16 protein-coding genes and 7 pseudogenes are annotated in these 19,934 nt (G+C 66.3%); 10 read left to right on the top strand and 13 right to left on the bottom strand.

What is annotated here, in order from left to right; genetic code table 11:
- Positions 1–583 precede the first annotated feature (583 nt).
- The 5 genes and pseudogenes from phoU to ACFQJD_RS12200 form a co-directional block, all read right to left on the bottom strand.
- Positions 584–1,257, bottom strand: a pseudogene (gene phoU / locus ACFQJD_RS12220) (phosphate signaling complex protein PhoU).
- Between the two features lie 113 nt (positions 1,258–1,370).
- Positions 1,371–2,255 carry a phosphate ABC transporter ATP-binding protein PstB gene (pstB, locus tag ACFQJD_RS12215; RefSeq protein ID WP_379798553.1) on the bottom strand — a complete coding sequence of 295 codons (885 nt, stop codon included), beginning with the start codon at positions 2,253–2,255 and terminating at the stop codon, positions 1,371–1,373.
- 2 nt (positions 2,256–2,257) lie between these two features.
- A pseudogene (gene pstA, locus ACFQJD_RS12210) lies at positions 2,258–3,857 on the bottom strand (phosphate ABC transporter permease PstA).
- Positions 3,857–4,824 (bottom strand): annotated as a pseudogene (gene pstC / locus ACFQJD_RS12205) (phosphate ABC transporter permease subunit PstC). The pseudogenes pstA and pstC overlap by 1 nt, the downstream one beginning before the upstream one ends.
- 61 nt (positions 4,825–4,885) lie before the next feature.
- Positions 4,886–5,902 (bottom strand): substrate-binding domain-containing protein, encoded by a 1,017-nt coding sequence (locus tag ACFQJD_RS12200; protein ID WP_379798551.1) that lies wholly within the window; start codon positions 5,900–5,902, stop codon positions 4,886–4,888.
- A gap of 250 nt (positions 5,903–6,152) precedes the next feature.
- On the opposite strand from ACFQJD_RS12200, the pseudogene ACFQJD_RS12195 reads away from it, so the two are divergent.
- A pseudogene (locus ACFQJD_RS12195) lies at positions 6,153–7,153 on the top strand (PhoU domain-containing protein).
- A gap of 2 nt (positions 7,154–7,155) precedes the next feature.
- Here the strand turns inward: ACFQJD_RS12195 and ACFQJD_RS12190 are convergent.
- Positions 7,156–7,527 carry a 30S ribosomal protein S8e gene (locus ACFQJD_RS12190; RefSeq protein WP_379798549.1) on the bottom strand — a complete coding sequence of 124 codons (372 nt, stop codon included), beginning with the start codon at positions 7,525–7,527 and terminating at the stop codon, positions 7,156–7,158.
- Between the two features lie 101 nt (positions 7,528–7,628).
- Between ACFQJD_RS12190 and ACFQJD_RS12185 the strand changes: the two genes are divergently transcribed.
- Together ACFQJD_RS12185 and ACFQJD_RS12180 are read left to right on the top strand one after the other, a co-directional pair.
- Entirely contained in the window at positions 7,629–8,078 is a 450-nt protein-coding gene (locus ACFQJD_RS12185) for a DUF2240 family protein (RefSeq protein ID WP_379798547.1), read from the top strand.
- A gap of 22 nt (positions 8,079–8,100) precedes the next feature.
- Positions 8,101–8,463 carry a hypothetical protein gene (locus ACFQJD_RS12180; protein WP_379798545.1) on the top strand — a complete coding sequence of 121 codons (363 nt, stop codon included), beginning with the start codon at positions 8,101–8,103 and terminating at the stop codon, positions 8,461–8,463.
- A 23-nt stretch (positions 8,464–8,486) separates the two neighbouring features.
- Here ACFQJD_RS12180 and ACFQJD_RS12175 read toward each other — a convergent pair whose 3' ends face one another.
- Positions 8,487–9,146, bottom strand: a complete 660-nt coding sequence (locus tag ACFQJD_RS12175) for an HAD family hydrolase (RefSeq protein WP_379798543.1) — start codon at positions 9,144–9,146, stop codon at positions 8,487–8,489.
- A gap of 90 nt (positions 9,147–9,236) precedes the next feature.
- On the opposite strand from ACFQJD_RS12175, the pseudogene ACFQJD_RS12170 reads away from it, so the two are divergent.
- A pseudogene (locus ACFQJD_RS12170) lies at positions 9,237–10,477 on the top strand (DNA double-strand break repair nuclease NurA).
- On the opposite strand, the gene ACFQJD_RS12165 reads toward ACFQJD_RS12170, so the two are convergent.
- The 3 genes from ACFQJD_RS12165 to ACFQJD_RS12155 are packed head-to-tail and all read right to left on the bottom strand — an operon-like array spanning position 10,474 to position 11,953.
- On the bottom strand, positions 10,474–10,815 hold the full coding sequence (locus tag ACFQJD_RS12165; protein WP_379798541.1) for a DUF7113 family protein: 342 nt from the start codon (positions 10,813–10,815) through the stop codon (positions 10,474–10,476). The pseudogene ACFQJD_RS12170 and the gene ACFQJD_RS12165 overlap by 4 nt on opposite strands.
- Complete coding sequence (locus tag ACFQJD_RS12160) at positions 10,776–11,420, bottom strand: hypothetical protein (protein WP_379798539.1); 645 nt, start codon at positions 11,418–11,420, stop codon at positions 10,776–10,778. Before ACFQJD_RS12160 ends, ACFQJD_RS12165 begins: the two co-directional genes overlap by 40 nt.
- Positions 11,420–11,953: a DUF7344 domain-containing protein gene (locus tag ACFQJD_RS12155; protein WP_379798537.1), complete on the bottom strand. Its 534-nt coding sequence runs from the start codon at positions 11,951–11,953 to the stop codon at positions 11,420–11,422. The genes ACFQJD_RS12160 and ACFQJD_RS12155 overlap by 1 nt, the downstream gene beginning before the upstream one ends.
- 228 nt (positions 11,954–12,181) lie before the next feature.
- Between ACFQJD_RS12155 and ACFQJD_RS12150 the strand changes: the two genes are divergently transcribed.
- The 4 genes and pseudogenes from ACFQJD_RS12150 (at position 12,182) to ACFQJD_RS12135 (ending at position 16,095) form a co-directional block, all read left to right on the top strand.
- Positions 12,182–12,922, top strand: coding sequence for a hypothetical protein (locus tag ACFQJD_RS12150; RefSeq protein WP_379798535.1), 741 nt, complete (start codon positions 12,182–12,184; stop codon positions 12,920–12,922).
- 181 nt (positions 12,923–13,103) lie between these two features.
- A pseudogene (locus ACFQJD_RS12145) lies at positions 13,104–14,896 on the top strand (ATP-binding protein).
- 42 nt (positions 14,897–14,938) lie between these two features.
- Complete coding sequence (locus tag ACFQJD_RS12140; RefSeq protein ID WP_379798533.1) at positions 14,939–15,355, top strand: universal stress protein; 417 nt, start codon at positions 14,939–14,941, stop codon at positions 15,353–15,355.
- Between the two features lie 71 nt (positions 15,356–15,426).
- On the top strand, positions 15,427–16,095 hold the full coding sequence (locus ACFQJD_RS12135) for a nitroreductase family protein (RefSeq protein WP_379798531.1): 669 nt from the start codon (positions 15,427–15,429) through the stop codon (positions 16,093–16,095).
- Here ACFQJD_RS12135 and ACFQJD_RS12130 read toward each other — a convergent pair.
- On the bottom strand, positions 16,092–17,252 hold the full coding sequence (locus tag ACFQJD_RS12130; RefSeq protein WP_379798529.1) for a KaiC domain-containing protein: 1,161 nt from the start codon (positions 17,250–17,252) through the stop codon (positions 16,092–16,094). The two genes, ACFQJD_RS12135 and ACFQJD_RS12130, sit on opposite strands and share 4 nt — an antisense overlap.
- A gap of 138 nt (positions 17,253–17,390) precedes the next feature.
- Here ACFQJD_RS12130 and ACFQJD_RS12125 point away from each other — a divergent pair.
- Positions 17,391–18,211, top strand: a pseudogene (locus tag ACFQJD_RS12125) (NAD(+)/NADH kinase).
- A gap of 14 nt (positions 18,212–18,225) precedes the next feature.
- On the opposite strand, the gene ACFQJD_RS12120 reads toward ACFQJD_RS12125, so the two are convergent.
- Entirely contained in the window at positions 18,226–18,774 is a 549-nt protein-coding gene (locus tag ACFQJD_RS12120) for an HD domain-containing protein (RefSeq protein WP_379798527.1), read from the bottom strand.
- Between the two features lie 77 nt (positions 18,775–18,851).
- On the opposite strand from ACFQJD_RS12120, the gene ACFQJD_RS12115 reads away from it, so the two are divergent.
- A complete protein-coding gene (locus ACFQJD_RS12115) occupies positions 18,852–19,259 on the top strand; it encodes a hypothetical protein (protein ID WP_379798525.1) in 408 nt (135 codons plus the stop codon).
- Here the strand turns inward: ACFQJD_RS12115 and ACFQJD_RS12110 are convergent.
- Complete coding sequence (locus tag ACFQJD_RS12110) at positions 19,252–19,905, bottom strand: ArsR/SmtB family transcription factor (protein ID WP_379798523.1); 654 nt, start codon at positions 19,903–19,905, stop codon at positions 19,252–19,254. The two genes, ACFQJD_RS12115 and ACFQJD_RS12110, sit on opposite strands and share 8 nt — an antisense overlap.
- Between the last annotated feature and the right edge of the window lie 29 nt (positions 19,906–19,934).

Here is a 19,934-nt window from a genome sequence, read left to right as displayed (position 1 = left end):
TCGCTCGCGGTACAGTGACTAGTTTTCATCGGCGGGTCAGCGTTGACGCCAAGAAGTCGTAATCAGTCGCTCCAGCGGATTCAGGTGTCGGAATTGAATCGGGATAAAATACACTTCCCCCAGATCACGGAACCAGCACTCGCCGCCAAGATAGCGGTTCCGAGGAGAGCTAACTCGATGGAGGTATTCGGTAACATACGCTCGCTATCTCGTTCCCGATTGTAGGTCTGGTGGTCGAACGCGACGTCGGTAGGTTCACTCCTCAGATATCAACGAAATCCGAGCCGAACGGTCGAACTGCAACGGGGTTCGCATTCGATATCCAACTCACATCGACGAGACGATCTCTGAGATGCGATTTCCGTCACTTCTCGACGAGCGCACTCATCGCGAACGAGAGAAGCGAGTGAGCGGGCCAAGGAACCCTCGAAGCGCGGCGAAGCCGCGCTGAGGTGTGACGTAGCGCGTTTGGTCGAGCTTTTGCCAGAGAGGTTCCTTCGCAACCTCTTGCAATCGGACGGCGTCGCCACTTGGCGACATCGAGGCCGCCGAAGGCGGCCGCCCGCAACACAAACGGTCGCGGTTAGTACAAGAGTTCGTCGTCGTTCTCGACCATGTAGAGCGTCCGGGCGGCGATGTTGACGGCGTGGTCGCCGACGCGTTCGAGGTCACGAATCGTCAAGAGGAGGCGGGAGACGTCCTGCATCGTCGATTCGACCTCGCCCTCTTCGTCGAGACGGTCGCTCTGGATGAGATCGCGCATGACGAGTTCGCTCGCCGCCTCGCACATCGCGTCGAGTTCGTCGTCGCGGTCGGCCACGTCGAAACAGTTGTCGGCGTCCTCGTTCGCGTACGTCTCCATCGCGTCGTCGAGCATCTCCAGGGTCACGTCACCCAGGCGCTGAACGTCGACGTCCGGAAAGAGGTCCTGCTCGGCGTCGAGGGTGTACTCCCCGAGGTTCACGGCCAGATCACCGATGCGTTCGAGGTCGGTGATGATCTTGAACGACGCGGCGATGAATCGGAGATCGCTCGCGACCGGTTGCTGGAGGGCGATCAGGTCGATGCAGTCCTGTTCGAGATCGAGATACATCTCGTTGATCTCGTCGTCGCCTTCGATGACTTCGCGCGCGAGGTCGTCGTCTTTCCGGTCGAGGGTGTCGAGCCCCATCCGGAGGCGTTCCGCGACCACCTCGCTCATGTAGAGGACGTCCCCCGGAGCTCCGAGAGCGACGTCTGATAATCCGTACGTGCCATGTTTCCGAGTTGTCCGTCCGGTCACCTAAGGGTTATCCCTGTCTAACTATTGCTATTGAGCGCTCTATACTGCTATCGAGGCCGAACTATTGACGCCACCGGGGCGGACGCGATCACCCGAACTTGCCGGTGATGTAGTCCTCGACGCGCTGGCTGTCGGGGTTCTCGAAGATTTTCTGCGTGTCGCCGAACTCGACGAGTTCGCCGCCGGTGAGGAAGACGGCCGTCTTGTCGCTGATGCGGGCGGCCTGTTGCATGTTGTGCGTGACGATGACCACCGTGTACTCCTCCGCGAGTTCGCTGATGAGGTCCTCGATCTTCGAGGTGGCGACGGGGTCGAGCGCGGAGGCGGGTTCGTCCATCAGCAGAACCTCGGGGTCGGGGGCGATGGCGCGAGCGATGCAGAGTCGCTGCTGTTGGCCGCCGGAGAGTTCCAGCCCCGATTCGTCGAGTTGGTCCTCGACCTCGTCCCAGAGGGCGGCCCGCTTGAGCGACCGTTCGACGATCTCGTCGTAGTCGCCCTCCTTGTCCTGGATTTCCAGGCCGTAGGCGACGTTGTCGTAGATGCTCTTCGGAAACGGGTTCGGTTTCTGGAACACCATCCCGACGCGCCGGCGGAGCGCCACCGGGTCGACGTCGTCGTCGTAGACGTTCTTATTCCGGAGAAACAGGTCACCCTCGACGCGCGCGGCGTCGATGAGGTCGTTCATCCGGTTGATACACCGGAGGAACGTCGACTTCCCACACCCCGAAGGGCCGATCATCGCGGTGACCCGATTCTCGGGAATCTCCAGGCTGATGTCGTTGAGCGCCTGGTCGTCGTCGTACCAGACGTTGACGTTGCGTGCTTCGACGAGGGTTCGACTGCCGCCCGCCGTCCCGGAGTCGGACTCCGAGACCCCGGCCGTCGGGCTCGTCTCTACGAGCATCTCGTCCGTCGTCGGGTCTCCGCCGTCGGCCGGCGAACTGGCCTCGTCGGTCATGTTCTCTCGTGTCATTGTTATTGTTCGCGCTGATACTTGTTTCGCAGTACGATCGCGATGGAGTTCATCGCCAGCATGGCCACGAGGAGAGTTACCACGCCGGCCGCGAGGGCGGTGGTGTAGAACTCGGGGCTGGCGAACGTCGTCGCCCAGACGTACAACTGCAGGGCATCGCGCCCACGCGGGCGTCGAGCGCCGTCGGCAGATCGAAGATCTGTGGCGCGCCGATCATCAGCAGGGGTGCCGTCTCGCCGATGGCGCGTCCGAGAGCGAGGATCGTCCCCGTGAGGATGCCCGGGAACGACCGCGGGAGGACGACGTTCTTGACCGTCTGCCACCGCGTCGCCCCCATCCCGTACGACGCCTGCCGCATCGAGTCGGGCACCGATCGGATGGCCTCCCGCGCCGAGATGATGATGATGGGCAGGATGAGCAAAGCGAGGGTCATGCCGCCGACGACGACCGTCCCGGGGGTCATGCCGCCGTATCGGACGAACACGCCGAGGCCGAGCAATCCGTAGACGACGCTGGGGACGCCGGCGAGGTTCGAGATGTTCACGTCCACGACGCGCGTGAACGTGTTGTCGGGAGCGTACTCCTCGAGGTACACCGCCGCGCCGACGCCGACGGGGAACGACGCCAGCGCCACGACGACCATCAACAGGATGGTGCCGACGATGGCGGGGTAGATGCCGGCCTCCGCGGGCGTGTTGCTGTGGTCGCTGGTGAGAAACTGCCAGTCGATCCACGCCTGCGGCCCGGCGAAGCCGAGCGCGTCGACGACGGCACCGCCGACGAGCGCACCGGCGACGACGACGAGCGGGAGGAGGAGGCCGACGCGCCGCTCCGGCTGATTCACGACGACGGTGCCGACGTAGACGGCAGTCGGCACGCCCGCGAGCGCCATCAACACTGTCGCGGGGAGGGGGTCGAGGCCGATCGTCGGCCCGGCGAAGGGCGCGGCGACGGTAGCGACGAGGGCCGCGACGGCGACCGACACGGCCGCTCGTCGTCCCCAGCGACGATCGGCGTACGTCCCCGCTACCCCGGCCACGGGGACGCCGAGCGTCGCGGCGACGACGAGCCACGCCTGCGGGACGAACGGGAGCGACTGGATCGCCCCCGGCACGACGCCGAGCGACGCGACGGTAACGGCCGCGAGCGTGGCGACGCGGGCGAGGAAGGGGATGCGGTGGGAGTAGCGAGTCGTCGCGAGGAGGACGACGAGCGGGATCGCGACGGCGACGACGTAGGCGAACCAGATCAGCGGCGGGACGACGTCGACGAAGAGCATCGCGGCCGCGCTGGCGAACAGGAGGAGACGGCCGGGACGCCGAGCGCGTTCAGGCCGGTGAACAGCGCGGACTTGTCGCGCCGGTAGAGGTAGCCGCCGACGAGCAGCGACGGCAACGCGAACGCGAGGACGAAGGTGAGATGCCACCCGGGGTCGGCCGTGAGCGGGCGGATGGCGTCGTTGGCGACGTAGACGAGGAGGACGCCGAGGGTGACGATACCCACGAGCGTCGAGACGAGGAGCAGATACCGAAAGACGGTGCCGACGGTTCGGCTCACGTGGCCGAAGCCGTCTTCGACCGCGTCGCGCGCGTCAGTCGACATTATTCGTACTCCTCCCGGTAGCGCGCGGCGACGAGGTCACTGACGATGTTCATGGCGAGCGTGATGACGAAAAGCGTGAGGCCGATGGCGAACAGCGAGCGATAGGCGAGGCCGCCGCCGGTGATGTCGCCGTGGAGCAACTGGACCATCGCGGCGGTCATCGGCATCCCGGATTCGAAGTAGCCGAGCGGGTTCAGGGGTTGAGCATGTTGGCCTGCGATCCGGCGGCGATGGTGACGGCCATCGTCTCGCCGATGGCACGAGAGAGCGCGAGGATGAAGGAGGCGACGACCCCCGAGGTGGCCGCCGGGAGAACGACGCCGACGGAGACGTCGAACTTCGTCGCCCCCATCCCGTAGCCGGCCTGCCGGAGGTCGTCGGGGACGGCGCTCATCGCGTCCTCGCTGATGGACGCGACCATCGGGATGATCATGATGCCGACGACGATACTCGCCGAGAGGAGATTGAAGAAGCTGATGTCGGGGAAGATAGTCGAGAGTGCGGGCGTGATGTACATCAGCGCGAAGAAGCCGTAGATGACCGTCGGCACGCCGGCCAGAATTTCGAGTGCGGGTTTCAAAAACGACCGCGCCCGTTCGCTCGCGTATTCGCTGAGGTAGATGGCGGTGGCGACGCCGAGCGGGAGGGCGATGAGCGCCGACCCGAACGTGATCATCAGCGTCGCGGAGACGAGCGGGAGGACGCCGAACTCGTGGGGCGTGAAGTTCGGCCGCCACTCGGTTCCGGTGAGGAATTCGGCGATCGTCGCCGTCTCCCCCTCGACGCCGACCAGCGGCGCGGTGATGCTGAAGAACTTCGCCGCCTCGGTGACGAGGAGGACGGCGATGCTGATCGTCGTCACGATGGACAGGAACGCACACCCGAAGAAGAACGCCCGGGCGAGCAGCTCGCGCGAGGAGTTCTCGGTTCGCTGCGTGAGATCCTGTGTCAACGAGTCCGTGCTCATGTCGTGTGGTCCATTGAGGGAAGTACCGAAAAAGCGCTTCGTTGCGCGTTCGTCGGAAGCGTCAGCCCTGAGCTTCTTCGATGGCCGCTTCGAGGCGATCCATCATCTCCGCTTTCTCGTCTTCGGTGTTGGGAACGTAGCCGACGTTCTGGGCGACGAGTTCCTGGCTCGTGCTGTTCTCGATCCAGAAGCGAGCGAACTCGGCGACGTGTTCCTCCGCGAGCGACGACTTCGCGGCGTAGGTGAACAGCGGTCGGGAGAGCGGGGTGTACTCGCCGGACTTCGCCGTCTCTGCGACGGGGCGATACAGCCGTCGCCGGCGTCGACTTTCAGGGCCTTCACGCTGTCCGAGTTCTCGGTGTAGTAGGCGAATCCGAGATAGCCCATCGCGTACTCGTTTTTCGAGACGCCCTGGATGATGACGCTGTCGTTCTCGGTCGCTTTGTAGTCCGTGCGGGACTTCCTCTTCGCCGACGATGACCTCGGTGAAGTAATCGAACGTCCCGGAGGCCTGTGAGGGGCCGAACAGGTTGAACGTCTCGTCGGGCCAGTCGGCGTTGACGTCGCTCCACCGCTGGGGCGGATTCTCGGGCGACCAGATCTGCGCGAGTTCGTCGACCGTGATGCAGTCGACCCAGCCGGCCTCGTTGTTGACGACGACGGTAAGGGCGTCCGTCGCCACCTTCAGTTCGACGGGTTCGACGCCGTTCTTCGAACAGAGCTCTCTCTCGGCGTCCGTGATGGGACGGGAGGCGTTGTTGAAGTCGGTGTTGCCCGGACAGAAGTTGTTCTGGAAGCCGCCGCCCGTCCCCGTCGACTGGACGTTCACCTTGACGTCGGGGTACTCCCGCTGGAACGCAGACTTCATCTGCGTCGCCAGCGGGAACACCGTCGAACTGCCCGCGATGTTGATGGTACCGGAAAGCGATGCACTGTCGCCGGTGGTCGTACCCTGGTCACCGCCATCGGAGGGGTTCTCCGTACAGCCGGCGAGCCCCGCGACGCCGACGGCACCGGACGCGACGAGGAAGTTGCGACGAGAGAGCAGCTCACGGCCCGCACCGGAATTCCCTGTCATCGTTTTCGGCAAGACGATTTCCGAATAAATACGCTACTATGACCACTATATAGTATTGGGTATGGCAACTTCTCACTCGCGGTTCGTTGGCGTGTTCGTGTGTCGTGAGCCGGAGGAGGTCGCCGATACGACGCGAATACGGCCGCAACACTGACGATGTATACCGAGATAGAACGACGTAGCAATATCTATGAGATGATGTATATAGCGAATGGTCAGATTTATCCCCCGGTGGGCGGTCACTGGTCGTATGGTCGAGACGCGCAAGGTGCAGGTGACCGGTGGATCGACGTACACCGTGTCGATTCCGAAAGAGTGGGCGACGGCCAACGGCGTCTCCGCGGGAAGCGTCGTGGAGTTCTATCCCGAGGACGATTCGCTGTTCATGACGCCCAAAACGGAGGACGACCGGACCGAGGGGACTCTCGACGTCACCGATCTGAACGGCGACGAACTGATGCGCGCGGTCATGACGATGTACGTTAGCGGCTTCGACATCATCGCACTGGAGGCCCCGCGCATCACGACCGCGCAGCGACGGACGATCCGGCAGGCCACCCAGAGCCTCGTCGGCCTGGAAGTGCTGAGGAGACCAGAGATCGGGTGGTCATCCGCGACCTGCTGGACTCCTCGGAACTGTCGATTCACAACGCCGTCACGCGGATGCGTCTCATCGCCCTGTCGATGCTCGAAGACGCCGTGACGGCGCTCATCGATCTCGACGAGGACATGGCCCGCGACGTCATCCAGCGAGACGACGACGTGGATCGGCTGTGGATGGTCGTCTCGCGCATCTTCCGGGCCACGCTCCGCAGTCCCCGGGCCGCCGAGGAACTCGGCTTGCCCCGCGAGGTGTGTTTCGACTACCAGTCCGCGGCCCGCCAACTCGAACGCATCGCCGACCACGCGAGCAAGATCGCCCACCTGTCGCTCAACTTCGAGGATCCCGTGCCCGAGGACGTCGTCGACGCGCTGGAGGAACTCCACGCCGACGCCGCCACCGTCGTCGACACCGCGATGGATGCGCTGTTCATGGACGACAGCAACGAGGCGACCCAGCAGGCAAACGAGGCCCGCGAATCGGTGCAGGACATCGACGCTCACGCCCGTTCGATCGACGAACTCCTCCGCGACCTCGATCCGGCGCGGGCGCAGCTGCTCGGGCTCATCGTCGACTCGCTCTCGCGGAGCGCCGACTACGGCGGCAACGTCGCCGAGACGGCGCTCCAGAAGGCGGCACCGACGCCGTAGAATCAGTCGACGAGGACGGCGTTGACCTGACCGATCTGGCCGGGACGGGAGGTGACGCGCGCGGTTCCTGCGCTCGTCTCGATGATCGCGCTTTTGGTGATGATGTTTCGACGGGCGTAGTTCGTGTTCGCCGGGTTCTCGACGACGTTCTCGATCTCCGCCTCGACGACCTCGTCGCCGTCGGCGACCTGTGCGACGTTCGTCGCGAGCGCGCGGGTCTTGGTGTCGTTGCCCCGGGAGTCGACGACCTGAAATCGGGGTTCGCCGACCGTCGTCTCGGCCGGTTCGCGGCCCAGCTCGTAGCGTTTCTTGTTTCGCGATGGCTTGATCCGTCCACCGGTCCGCTTTCGCCGGGACGATCCCTGGTATTTCATACCGGAGGAAGGCCCAGCAACTACTTGAATCGCTCGACTCGTACGGCCGGCGGTCCCGACGGATAGCAAGGTTTAGTTCGCCGGTCGCACCTGCTGGTGGCATGAGCCTCGAGGTAGCCGTCGCCGCGCCGTTCCGTCAGCAGGGTACGACGCGCATGGGGGAAGGCGAGTTCGTCGTCGCGCTGTCGCTGGACCGCGACTGGTTCTCGCCCGACCAGGCCAAACGCCTCATCGACGTGGCGACGGGACGGGGGCTGCTCTCGCGGGACGACGGCGATCTGGTCGTCGAGTTCGACCCCGCCGAGATGTCGGTCCCCGAGGGCTTCACGCCCGACGAGTCGGTCCTCCGCGAACAGTCCACGTTCGAACGCGTCCTCGATTCGCTCGTCGCCGCCGACGTCGACAAACAGGAGGCCGTCGCCGCCATCAACGAACGCCAGCGCGCCCTCGGCGTGACCATCGAGGCCGCGGCCGTCGTCTACGCTCGCCAGCGGGGTCTCGACGTGGGCGACGTCGCCGACCGGGTGCGGCGGGAACTGAAAGACGGTTAACGCCGCCGGCCCAACGGCGGCCATGGTCGAAGACGCACTCGCGGACGGCAAACGCATCGCGCAGCTGATCGCTTCGGAGATCGAGGGCCACGAGGCGTCGCTCGCCGATCTGTCGGTGACCGACGCGGACCCCGACGTGGAGCCGACGCCCGACGGCGCGTTCGCCTACGCCGTCGTCCGCGGCGACGAACGCGTCGCCGAGGTCGTCGTCTACCCCGATCACGCCCGCGTCGCGTTCCTGACCGGGCGAGCAGCGGCCACCGAGGCGGCCGAATCCGAAGGCCTGCGCGTCGAGCCGGCGGCCGGCGACTCGGACCGGACGCTCGTGTACGTCGAGACGGGCGCACAGGCCAAACGCGTCGTGCGTGCGTTCGAGGCGCTCTGACGAAGCGCATCGTGCGCTCGGGCCTACAGCGTCTCGAGGATCGCCGGCAGTTCCGCCGCCATTCGCTCGCGGTCGACCTGCGCGGCGGCCTTCGGATCCGGGTCGGGGCCGTCCGGGAAGCGCACCTGTATCGCCCGGAGGCCGGCGTCGCTCGCGCCCGCCACGTCCGCGTCGGCGTCGTCGCCGACGAACGCCGTCTCTTCCGGTTTCGCCCCGAGTGCGTCGAGCAGCGCCTCGAACGCCGCCGCGTCGGGCTTCCCCGAGCGCAGATCGCCCGTGACGAGGGCGACGTCGAAGGCGTCCTCCCACCCGAGTTCGCGGAGCTTCGAGCGCTGGGCGACGACGGGGCCGTTCGTCAGGAGGCCCAGCCGATACCGCTCGCGCAGGTCCGCGAGCATCGACTCGACGCCCGGCACGGGTTCGAGGGCGTCGTTGACGCGTTCGCGGTAGGCGGCCGCGAGGGTCGCCGCCTCGACGTCCGCCTCGCGCCCGTCGAGCAGTCGCTCGAAGATGGGCGCGCGGGTCCGCCGGGTGAGGTTGTCCGCGTGGGCGTCGAGATAGTCCTCGCGCGAGAGCGGCGGCGCGCCGACGGCCGCCGTCGCCTCCGAGAGGAGCGTCGACCGCGACCGGGTCGGGACGGCGAGCGTGTAATCGAGGTCGAACGCGACCGCCGCGACTGTCATTGCCGACGTTTGGCCGCCGGCGCGTATTACTGTAGCGCTTGCGTATCGGCTTCCATCGGGACTTTTGTGCCTCGCCGGCCAGCCACCAGTATGACGCTCGACCCGGTCCACGTCGAGGGCATCGCCCAGCTCGCGGGCGCACTCGCGGAGAACGTGGACGACCGCGACCACACCGACCTCGCGCGGACCGTCTGGAACGAGTGGCTCGATCCGCTCCGCGACGACGGCGGGCGCGTGGTCGTCGACCCCGTCGGGGAGCGCCGTCTCCGGTCGGTCCCGATCGACGAGGTGGCTCTCGTCGACGACCCGTTCCCGACGACTCACGGCCTCGACGCCGGCACTATCAACCCCACTACGTTCAAAAACGGCCTGGTTCTCGACGTGGCGCAGGCGGCCGTGGCGGCCGTCCCCTCCGACCTCGACCTGCACCGCTCGCGGACGCTCGTCCTCACGGCCCACAGCAACGACCGGACGCTCTCGCTCGACAGCGAGTGGCGACAGTGGGACGACGGATACAGCAAGTACGTCACCGTCCAGTCCCCCGCGTCAGCCGGTACGCCGAGGGCGTCGTCCACGCCCTCTCGCTCTATCTCGCCGAGAGCACGCACGCCCTAGAACACGCCGACGAGGTGTCGGATCTCCTGTTGCTCGACGGTCCGCTCTACCCGAAGGAACTGCTGAACTGGCGCGACCGCGACGCCGAACTGCGGGACCTGATCACCGAGGCGAAACCGCAAAGCGTCGTCGAGAACTACGTCCGCCTCGTCGAACGGTTTCTCGACCGCGGCGTCGCCCTCGCGGGCTTCGTCAAAAATCCCGCGTCGAACCTGATCACCCAGACCGTCGACGCCCGCGGTGTCGACGCGCCGTGGACCGACGACACCGCCATGTTCGCGCGACTGCTCGAACGCCGCGAGGACGGCGATCGCCGGACGGACGTGCTGACGTTCACGGGCTGGTTTCGCTCCCGCGGGGGCGCGGACCGCACCCTCGCCGCCGACAGCGACGCCCTCGGCGTCGACCGCGTCCGCCCGCCCGAGGAGTACGAAGTGACGTTTTTCGTCGTCTACGACCCGCGCGAGGACCTCTGTTACCGGGTCGAAGCGCCCTACGGCGTCACCCGCGACGACGACGTGCGCGAGCGGTTGACGAAACAGATCCTGCGCGACGTGGCGACGACTCGCGGCCCGCCGGAAGCGGTCGAAAAGGCCGACTCGCTCGCCCGCGTCGGCCGGGAGGAGAAGGCGGCGTTACGCCGGAAGTTCGAGCGGCGATTCGACTCCGAGTTCGTCCGCACCTACGACGACGTCCGCTGGAGCGGCGATGACTAAACTTCTCTGGGTTCGGCCTTGACGACCTCGACGCTCACGTCGTTTTCGGGGACGCCGACGCGGGCGAACTGCGTCCGGACGTGCGCCTTCGCTGCCTCGACGGCCCGTTCGCGCGTGTCGAATCCGCGCGGCATCGGCGTCTCGAAGGCGACGTTGATCTCGCGGCCGTCGATGACCGTCGCCGACCCGCCGCTCTCGACTTCGTAGAACTCGTCGCAGATCCAGACGTACGCCGCGTCCTCGTCCGGCGCGCCCTTGAACGAGGGAGGATCCTCACCCCGTTCGTACACCGTCCCCGTCAGCGTCGTCCCGCCCCCGTTCCCGCGGACCAGTAACATGGCCGGCGGTACGGCGCGGATACGTAAAAGCCGTCCGCGCTATCGAACTCCGCGGATCGGCGTCGAGTTCCGCTGTCACCCGGTGCCGTCCCCCTGACGAGGTCCGCGCTCCGCTCGCTCAGGTCTCCCGGTGGGCCCGGAGTCCCCCGACCCCGTGCGCTCTCGCTCGGATCCGCCTTCGCACAGGCGACCGCATACGTCCGGCGCAACGAGACGCTGACTCCCTCGCCGTCGGCATCGATGGCCAGAGCGAGCAACTCGTCGCCCGCCGCTCCGTCGGTCGGGGTCAGATGTCCCTTCACGACTCCCGACTCCCCGCCGCCCAGCGACGCCGGAGCCTCGACGATCGCCGCCCGTAGTCCGCCGTCGGTGTCTACCACGCGGACGTCCACGTCGAGGGTCACGTTCTCGCCGAACCGGTTGTAGAGGGTGACGAACGCCAGCCTCCCACAGCGGTCGAACCCTTCCGGCACCACGCCGAGGTAGGCCTCGTCGTCGGGGACGACCGCCACGTCGACGCCGCGCGAGGCGGAGGTGTAGCTCCCGACGCCGACCGCGAGACTCACTGCGAGGACGAGCGCCAATCCGGCGAGGAGTCGTCGCATCACCCCACTTCGGGCGGCGAGCCGTCGCTCCCGAGCCGCATCCGGCGGGTGTGGACCGTGTGGACCAGCGACAGGACGCCGATGGCCGTGACGGCGAAGATGCCCAACTCCACGATCGACAGCGCCGAGAAGGGGGCGATGCCTGCGGCGTTGGCCCAGAACACCCCGCCGCTCGCGACGCCGACTCCGAGGTAGTAGAGGCTCCACGGGACGTCGTTGTCCCGAACCACCTCCAGATAGACGTCGACGCTCTCCGCGTCGTCCGTGAGTTCGACCTCGCCGGAGCGCTGGTCGAACTCGACCATCTCCAGGTCGTCCATCTTCGGCAGGTGGAACTGCTGGAGCGACGTGTAGACGTTCTTGCGGTGGCTGGACCCGACTTCGCTCACCGGCGTCTCCTTTTCCCACGCGGCGATGTGTTCCGAGAGCGTCCCCAACTCCGCTCGCTCCCCGTTCTGTCGGAGATAGTGGAGTGTGAAGCGCCGTCGACGACTGCGGAGGATCTCGAATACGTCGTCTCGTGTGAGGCTCATATCCCTTACTTTCCCCGCTGTCGGTCACTACCAGTAGGGGTTTAACTAATGACCGCAAAACGCGACCCCGCCGCGATTTATAAGGGATTAAGCTCGGCTTAATCGCCGGGAAACGACCGTTCGACTCGGATTCAGGCGCGCCCTGACGCTCGGTCTCTCGCTTCTGTCACTATCCGACGGCGATTCTGTCAGCGTACAACAATCGGAGTGTGGGGTATTGTGTCGGGCGTGCTCCGGACGGAGCGCGTGACAACAATGCAACGACGCAAATACCTCGCAGCAATCGGATCGCTCGCCGCCGGTGGGGCGGCGGCGATGGGTACCGGGGCGTTTACCAGTAGCGTCTCCGGGCGAGACGTGAGCGTTAACGTCGTGCAAGACCCAAACGCCTACGTGGGTATCAATCCCACCGACGAACGTTCGTCGCTTGATAACGGTCAGTTGTCTCTCGATTTCAGTGACTCCAGCAACGGTGCCAATGGTCTGAATCCGAATTCACGGACGTCGTTTCACGATCTATTCGAGATTCGGAATCAGGGCGATAACGACGTCGTCGCTGCTGTCGGCGTACGTAAGTCCCACGCCTACATCGGAACTGGTTTCGATTCTTCGGCAACGGAATTCTCGAATTCCGCGGTCACCAACGGTACAGGGCAGGATCTGCTTCAGGAATACCCCGGTATCGACGTCGTTTACACGTTCGCCGAGCGGCCAAGCGGCCTCGCGACCGGTATCGGTAATCCGCCTGCCATCAAAGTGGACGGTGGTAACCGTGCGTGGCTCACGGACGAAAACAATCAAGGTGAACTGCTCGGTCCTGGGGAGGCGGTCAGCGTCGACCTCGACATCCAAACGAACGCTACCTACAGCGATCCTGCGGAGACGCTCCAAATACTGGTACTCGCGGTCGAACCGGGGAGCGACCGCGATCTCCGTGATGGGAACTACGCCGCCCTCGATACATTCTGAAGGCGGTCTCTGAAATCTCCTCCCATGATCGTCTCGGTTCACGGGGAGCGGCTACGTTTCTGTCGGCCGCGTCGGATACGTGGATGATTCTCCGCTCCTCTCTTGCACTCTCCGGAGGCTAAGATACACGACACTCTCCCTCGGGCGAAAACGGTATCCCCCGCTCTCCGTGGACCAATCTATGTCCGACCTCGGCGACTTCACCGACTTCTCGTCCGACACCGGGGACGACGCCGACGACGCGTCAACCGCCGACTCGTCACCCGGATCCGACGCCGACGACTTCGAATCCTACGACGTCACCCCCGCGGGCGACGACCGCGGCCTCGGCACCCTCTCCGTCTCGCAGGGCCTCCGCGTCGCGGAGGACGGCGACGACACGCGCCTACGGGCGTTCGTCACGACCGGCAACCGCGATTCGGTCCGTCTCGGCAAATACCTCCTCGTTCCCTATCCGGACGACGAACTGCTGTTTTGCCGCATCACGGCGCTGGAGTACGCCCAGGAGTTCCAGGCCGACGACGCGACCGAAATCCACGCCCGGCGGGCGATGCGCCGCGACGAGTTCGAGGAGCGCGACTACAAGTTCATGACGACGCTCGACCCCGTGGCGGTGCTGTTCGAGGACGGCGGCGAGTTGAAACGCCGGATGACCGACCGGGTGCCGAAACCGGGCGCGCTCGTCACCGAGGCGGCCGACGCCGACCAGATAAAGACGGGGCTCTCCATCCCGGCCGACGGCGTCTTTCTCGGCCACCTCTCGGTCGGCGGCGAGAAGGTACGGACGGCGGCGGACCCGCCGACCATCGACTACCGCCTCGAGGACGACTACGCCGACGGCGACCCGCTCGTCTTCCGGCACGTCCTCGTCGCCGGCGGGACGGGGTCGGGCAAGACTCACGCCTCGAAGAACGTTCTCCGGCAGGTGCTCGACTCGACCTACGAGATGGACGACGACCGCGAGGTGCAGGCCGCAGTCGTCCAGTTCGACCCGCAAGACGAGTACGCCCAGATGCACGACGACGGGTCGCTGACCGACGCCGACTCCCGTCGCCTCGAACGCGAGGGCGTCGCCTACGGCGGCCACGACGACACTATCGCCCTCGTTCCGAAAGAAGACGGCGTGATCTACGGCGGCGAGAACCACCGCGCCGAGCAACTGGAGTTCACCATCCCCTTCTCGATGGCACGGGACCGCCCCTGGCTCGTCGCCGGCAGCAGCCTCAACGAGAACCAGTACCCCGCGCTGAAGGAACTCCTCCGGCGGTTCTTCCGGCAGTACGGGGATAGCGGTACCTACGAGGAGTTCCTGACGTTTCTCGACGATCCGGCGCTGAAAGAGGAGCTACACGAGGCCGGGCGGGTCCACGAAGCGACTTACGACGCGGTCAAACGCCGCGTTCGGGGGTTCCCCGCGGTATCTTCGACCAGTCGGCCCGGCCGATCACCGACCTCGACCACCAGCTCGTCCGCCCGGGAGGGCTCACCGTCGTGCCGACCTACCACCTCTCGACGAGTCGGGCGAAAGAGATGTTCGTCCTCGCGGTGTCGAGCATGCTCGTCGACGACAAACTGTCGAACTCGCCGTCCAGCGACCGCATCAAGGAGACGCCGGTGATACTGGGGATGGACGAAGCACACAACTTCCTCGCGGACGCCGACAACGTCCAGGCCCGGCAAGTCGTTTCGAAGTTCACGGAGGCGGCGAAACAGGGACGGAAAGAACGGCTCGGACTCTTTCTCATCACGCAGGACCCCCAGGACGTCGCCGATCCCGTGTTCAAGCAGGTGAACACGAAACTCGTCCTCAACCTCGGCGACGAGGACGCCATCAAGAGCGTCAACATCCCGTCGTCGCTGGAGGACAAGGTGCCGTACATGGAGCAAGGGCAGATGGTGGTCTACTCGCCGGACAACTCCGAACCGGTCGAACTCGTCGGCCTCTCGACCTGCGTCACCCGTCACGGGGAGTGAGTCGGTGGTAGAATTTTACGTCCGCGCCGTCTACAGTGTCGTATGCCTCCGCGCGTTCTCGTCCCGATCGACGACTCTCCCCAGGCCGAGAAGGCCCTCCAGTTCGCCGCCGATGAGTGGCCGGACGCCGAGTTCGTCCTCCTGCACGTCATCGACCCCGTCGAGGCCGGGTACAGTCCGAGCGTCCTGCCGAGTGGCTCCGAGGAGTGGTACGAGCAGGCGAAGTCGAACGCGGAGAAACTCTTCGCCCAGGCCCGCGAGGCCATGGGACGGGACGCCGAGACGCGCGTCGAAGTCGGCCGTCCGTCCCGGACGATCGTCGACGTGGCCGAAGCGGCGGACGTCGACCACGTCGTCATCGGGAGCCACGGCCGAACCGGCGTCTCGCGGGTCCTCCTCGGAAGCGTCGCCGAACACGCCGTCCGGCGCTCGCCCGTTCCGGTCACCGTCGTCCGCTAGTCCGTCGCCCACATCGGAACGGTCGTCCGAATCCGAGTCGTTCATCCGATTGGACGCCCGAGCGTAGTCGAATGCAGTTCGACGACGTCATCGAGACGCGACGGTCGGTCCACCAGTACGCGGACGACGACATCGACGACGACGTGCTCCGCGAGCTACTCGAACAGGCGACGTTCGCCCCCTCCTCCTACAACCTCCAGCCGTGGGAGTTTCTGGTCCTCCGCGACGAGGAATCCAAGCGCAGGCTCCGGGAAGTCGCTCACGGGCAGGAACACGTCACCGACGCGGCGGCGGTCGTCGTCGTTCTCGGGAACCTCGACCCGTCGGCACACGCCGAACGGATCGCCCGGGACAAATTCGAGAAGGGGTATCTTCCCGATGAGGACGCCGTCGAGTCCCAATTGGAGACCATCGAACGCCGGGCCGAGGGTCCCCGCGAGGCCCGCCGCCGCTGGACCCGACAGAGTTCGACGCTCGCGGCGATGACGCTGATGCACGCGGCGTGGAACCGCGAGATCGCCTCCTGTCCGATGGGTGGGTTCGACGCCGAGGACCTCCGCGAGGCGTTCGACGTGAGCGAGGAGTACGAGCCCGTGATGCTCGTCACGCTGGGCTACCCCGCCGAGGACGCCCCCGATCTGGAACGCCCGCGAAAGCTCCGTCGCCCGGTCGAGGAGGTCGTTCACTTCGAGTCGTTCGACCCCGCAGTCCGGCCCGACGCACCGCCGGCCGACGACTAGAAGATGTTCGCCTGTCGGTAGACGCTGATGCCCTCGTCCGTGATCTCGTAGGGCTTGGTCTCCCGGGAGTGGTTCGCGTCGCGTATCTTCTGTATTTCGACCGCGAGACGCGTCTCGCGGAAGTCGGAGGGACGGACGTACTGGAGGACGAACACCGCATCGGAGAGATATTCGATGATGCCGTACCGGGAGTTGTACGGTGTTTCCTGGCTGGCCTCGCTCGTCACCATGGTCGTGACGCCAGCCTCCTTCAGCGCCTGGGTGAACTCGAACACCTCGGTCCGGCGTTCCGACGCGCGGTCGTACATCATCTCCAGGAGCGACACCGAATCGAGGACGAGTCGGTCGGCGTCGAACTCCTTGACGAGTCGGGGCAGGTCGTTTCTGATGTTGGCGAGGCTGTTCGCCATCTCGATCGGATCGAGGTGAACGACCGCTAGCTGGCCCTGGTCGGTGAACTCGCGGAACTCCCAGCCTTTCTCCGTGGCGGTTTCGAGGATGGCCTCGCGGCTCTCCTCCAGCGTGAGGTAGACTGCGCGTTCCCCGTCCGTCAGCGCCTTGTGGAGGAACTGGAGTGCGAACGTCGTCTTCCCGGTCCCCGCGCTTCCGATGGCGACCAGCAGCGACCGCTCGGGAACGCCGCCGAGGATCATCTGGTCCAGTCCCTCGATGCCGAGTTTGATGCGGTCGATCTCCGACTCGAACTCGGCCTCCTCCTCGTCGAACGTCTGTTCGCTACCGGCTCCCGGGCCAGGTCCGAAGCCGAAGCCCTCTTCGCCGCCGAAGCCCCCTTCGCCGCCGAAGCCGAAGTCCTCGCCGCCGAAACCTCCTTCCTCCTCGCCGCCCTCGCCGCCGAAATCCGGGCCCGGGGCGCTCTCGAAGGCCGACGCGAAATCCTCTTCGAAGGGTGCCCTCTCGCTCTCCTCGGATTCTCTCGCCGCACCGCCTGCACCGGGCTCCGCTTCCTCCGGTTCGGCGGTCTCTTCTTCCGGTTCGACGGCCTCTTCTTCCGGTTCGGCTGACTCCGTTTCGGGTTCCGGCTCCGCTTCGGATTCGGCTGGCTCGGTCGCGGGCGCTTCGGGCTCTTCCGCCTCGTCCTCCATCTCCCGAAGCGCTCGCTCGAACCAGTCGTCCTCGTCTCCGTTTTCGTCGCTCATTCGTACCTGTCCGAGCTACGTCGGTCGCGCCCGCCCGATCGACACGTGCGATTCGCCACGCTCGAATCTCCGCCCTGTGCCGACATGAATGTTGTCCGTACAGTGGGCTTTTCGTTCCCCCGGGTGAAACGGGAGCGTATGAACGTAGGGCTCGTCGCGCAGAAGGGCAACAGCCGCGCGGCGTTTCTCGCGGCGACGCTGCGAACGCGACTCCGCGAAACGGGCGTGGACGTCACCGTCGACGCGGCGACCGCCGAAACCATCGACGTGGCGGGCACGCCTCTCGACGCGTTCGACGCCTGCGACCTCATCGTCAGCATCGGCGGCGACGGCACCTTCCTCTTTGCCGCCCGCGGGGCCAACGGCACCCCGATCCTCGGCGTCAACCTCGGCGAAGTCGGCTTTCTGAACGCCGTCGGTCCCGACGAGGCGGTGGCGGCCGTCCTCGACGCGGTGGCTGACTTTCGCGCCGGCGAACTCGACGCCCGCGAGGCCCCCGACTCGCCGCGAGCGGCGACGGCTGGACGAGCGAGCCCGCGACGAACGAAGTCGTCATCCAGGGCCCGTACCGCGGCCACGGCGGCGGCGTCGGCGTCGAGATCCGCGTCGACGGGTCGCTCTACTCGGGGAGCCACGCCGACGGCGTCCTCGTGGCGACGCCGACGGGCAGCACCGCCTACAACCTCAGCGAGAAGGGTCCGCTGATCACGCCCGACGTCGACGGCCTCGTCGTCACCGAGATGTGCGCGACCGGCGGTATGCCGCCGCTGGTCGTCGGCGAGGGGAGCGAGGTGTCGGTCACCCTCACCGACGCCGACAGCGCGGTGGTCGTCAGCGACGGCCGCCTCGTCAGGGAACTGTCGCCGCCGACCGAGGTTCGCGTCTCGACGGCCGACAGCCCGCTTCGCATCGCCGGCCCCTCTTCGGATTTCTTCGAAGCCCTCGGCAAACTCGACTAGCCGGTCGATCCGACTCAAACCTCCCGCGGATCGTCTCGCGCCTCGGCGCGGATGGCCGCGGCCGCAACCTGGTCCGCCCGCTTTACGATCACCGCCTCCAGCGTCGACGGTTCGACCGACGTCCGGTTCGAATGCGACAGCACGACGTTGAGCACCTCGGCCGGCAACTCCGCTCGCGCCGCCGGCACGACGCCGTAGTGCGGGTGGCCGAGGGCGTCGTGGACGGCCGTCTCCCCGTCCGTGTCGAACTCGTAGAGTTTGCTGACGTCGTGGACGAGCGCCCCCGCTCTGACGAGGTCGATCGAGACGTCGCTCCCGCGGGCGTCGCGGAGGCGCTCCGCGATCGCCACTGCCGACGCCACGACGTCGTTGACGTGTGGCACCAGCCGCTCGTCGGGCAGGTCGAGTTCGGTCTGTACCGGCGGGAACCACGGCACTTCGAACAGGTCGTGTCCCGTCTCGTCGAGCGACTCCGCCCACGCGCGCAGGACGCCCGAGCGCAGTTCGTCGTCCGTGATCTCCGCGATCGCCGGAAACGCCTCGCGGACGGTCGTCTCGGTCATCCCCCGTCGTTCGCCCACCCGGCAGATAAAGGCTGGTGTGACGCAAGCGACTTCCCCTCACGGGCCACAGTGCAGGTATGACACTTCGAAGGTCGACCGCGGACGAGTCGAGCGGGCGTCTCGGCGGGTGGTTCTCCGTCAGGGCGTTCCTCCTCGTCCTCGTGGCGTCGCTCGTCGCCCTCGTCGTCGGCGGGTCGATCCCGGTGGTCGGACTGGTCGGTCGGTTCGTCGGCCTGTTCGTCGTCGCGTTCGCCGCCGGACTGCTGGCCGACGGCCGCCGATACGTCGAGGCCGGCGTCGCCGGCGGTCTCGCCTCGGGGCTCGGCTTCGTTCTCAGCAGCCTGGCGACGCCGCTCTTCCCGGTCGTCGCGCAGTACGGCGTCGAGATCGCCGGCGTCGGGGCGACGACTGGCGCGCTGGTGTCGCTCGCCGGTCACTACTTCGGCCGCGATCTCAGAGACGGCCTGACGCGCGACCTCAGCTGACGACCCAGCCGTCGCCGTCGCGGGTCACGAGCCCCCGGTCGGCGAGATGTTGGAGGGCGGTCTGGACGGTGTCGACCGACGCGTCCACCTCGTCGGCGACGTCGGCGGTCGCCTTCGCGCCCGTCGCCACCGCGCCGAGGACTTCGGCGTGGAAGCGACTGTCGACGTCCGTCCCCATGTGTTCGTCGAGGCGGTCGAGCACCTCCATGATCCGGCCGTAGACCCACCGCTGGGCGAGCGAGAGTTCGTTTTCGAGGTCTTGCAGGCGGTCGAACGCCGCCGCGAGGTCGGAGACGTCGTCCGCGTTCGTCCGGAAGTCCTCGACGGTGAGATGCTGACAGTGGTGGGCCATATCGAGGTCCGGATTGGCGGGGTAGGCGCTCTTGGCCCCGAAGCCGTGCGGCGAGACGCTCACCTCTAGCCGGAGATTCCGCGCGATGTGGAAGTATTTGCGGCGCTGGTCGTCCGTGTGGCTCTCGACCAGCCCCGCCTCTTCGAGTTTCCGGAGGTGGTCGATGACCGCTTTCGGACTGACGCCCAGATACTCGCTGATCTCCGTGACGTAACACGGCTTGCGGGCCAGTAGCCTGAGGATGCGCCGGCGGTTTTCGTTTCCGAGGAGGTCGAGTAGTACCGCCGAGTCCATACACGTGAGGTAAACGCCCGAACCGCAAA

The sequence above is a fragment of the Haloplanus sp. GCM10025708 genome (assembly GCF_042663985.1).
Lineage (GTDB): Archaea > Halobacteriota > Halobacteria > Halobacteriales > Haloferacaceae > Salinirarus > Salinirarus marinus.
This window is presented reverse-complemented; position numbering and strand designations above follow the sequence as displayed.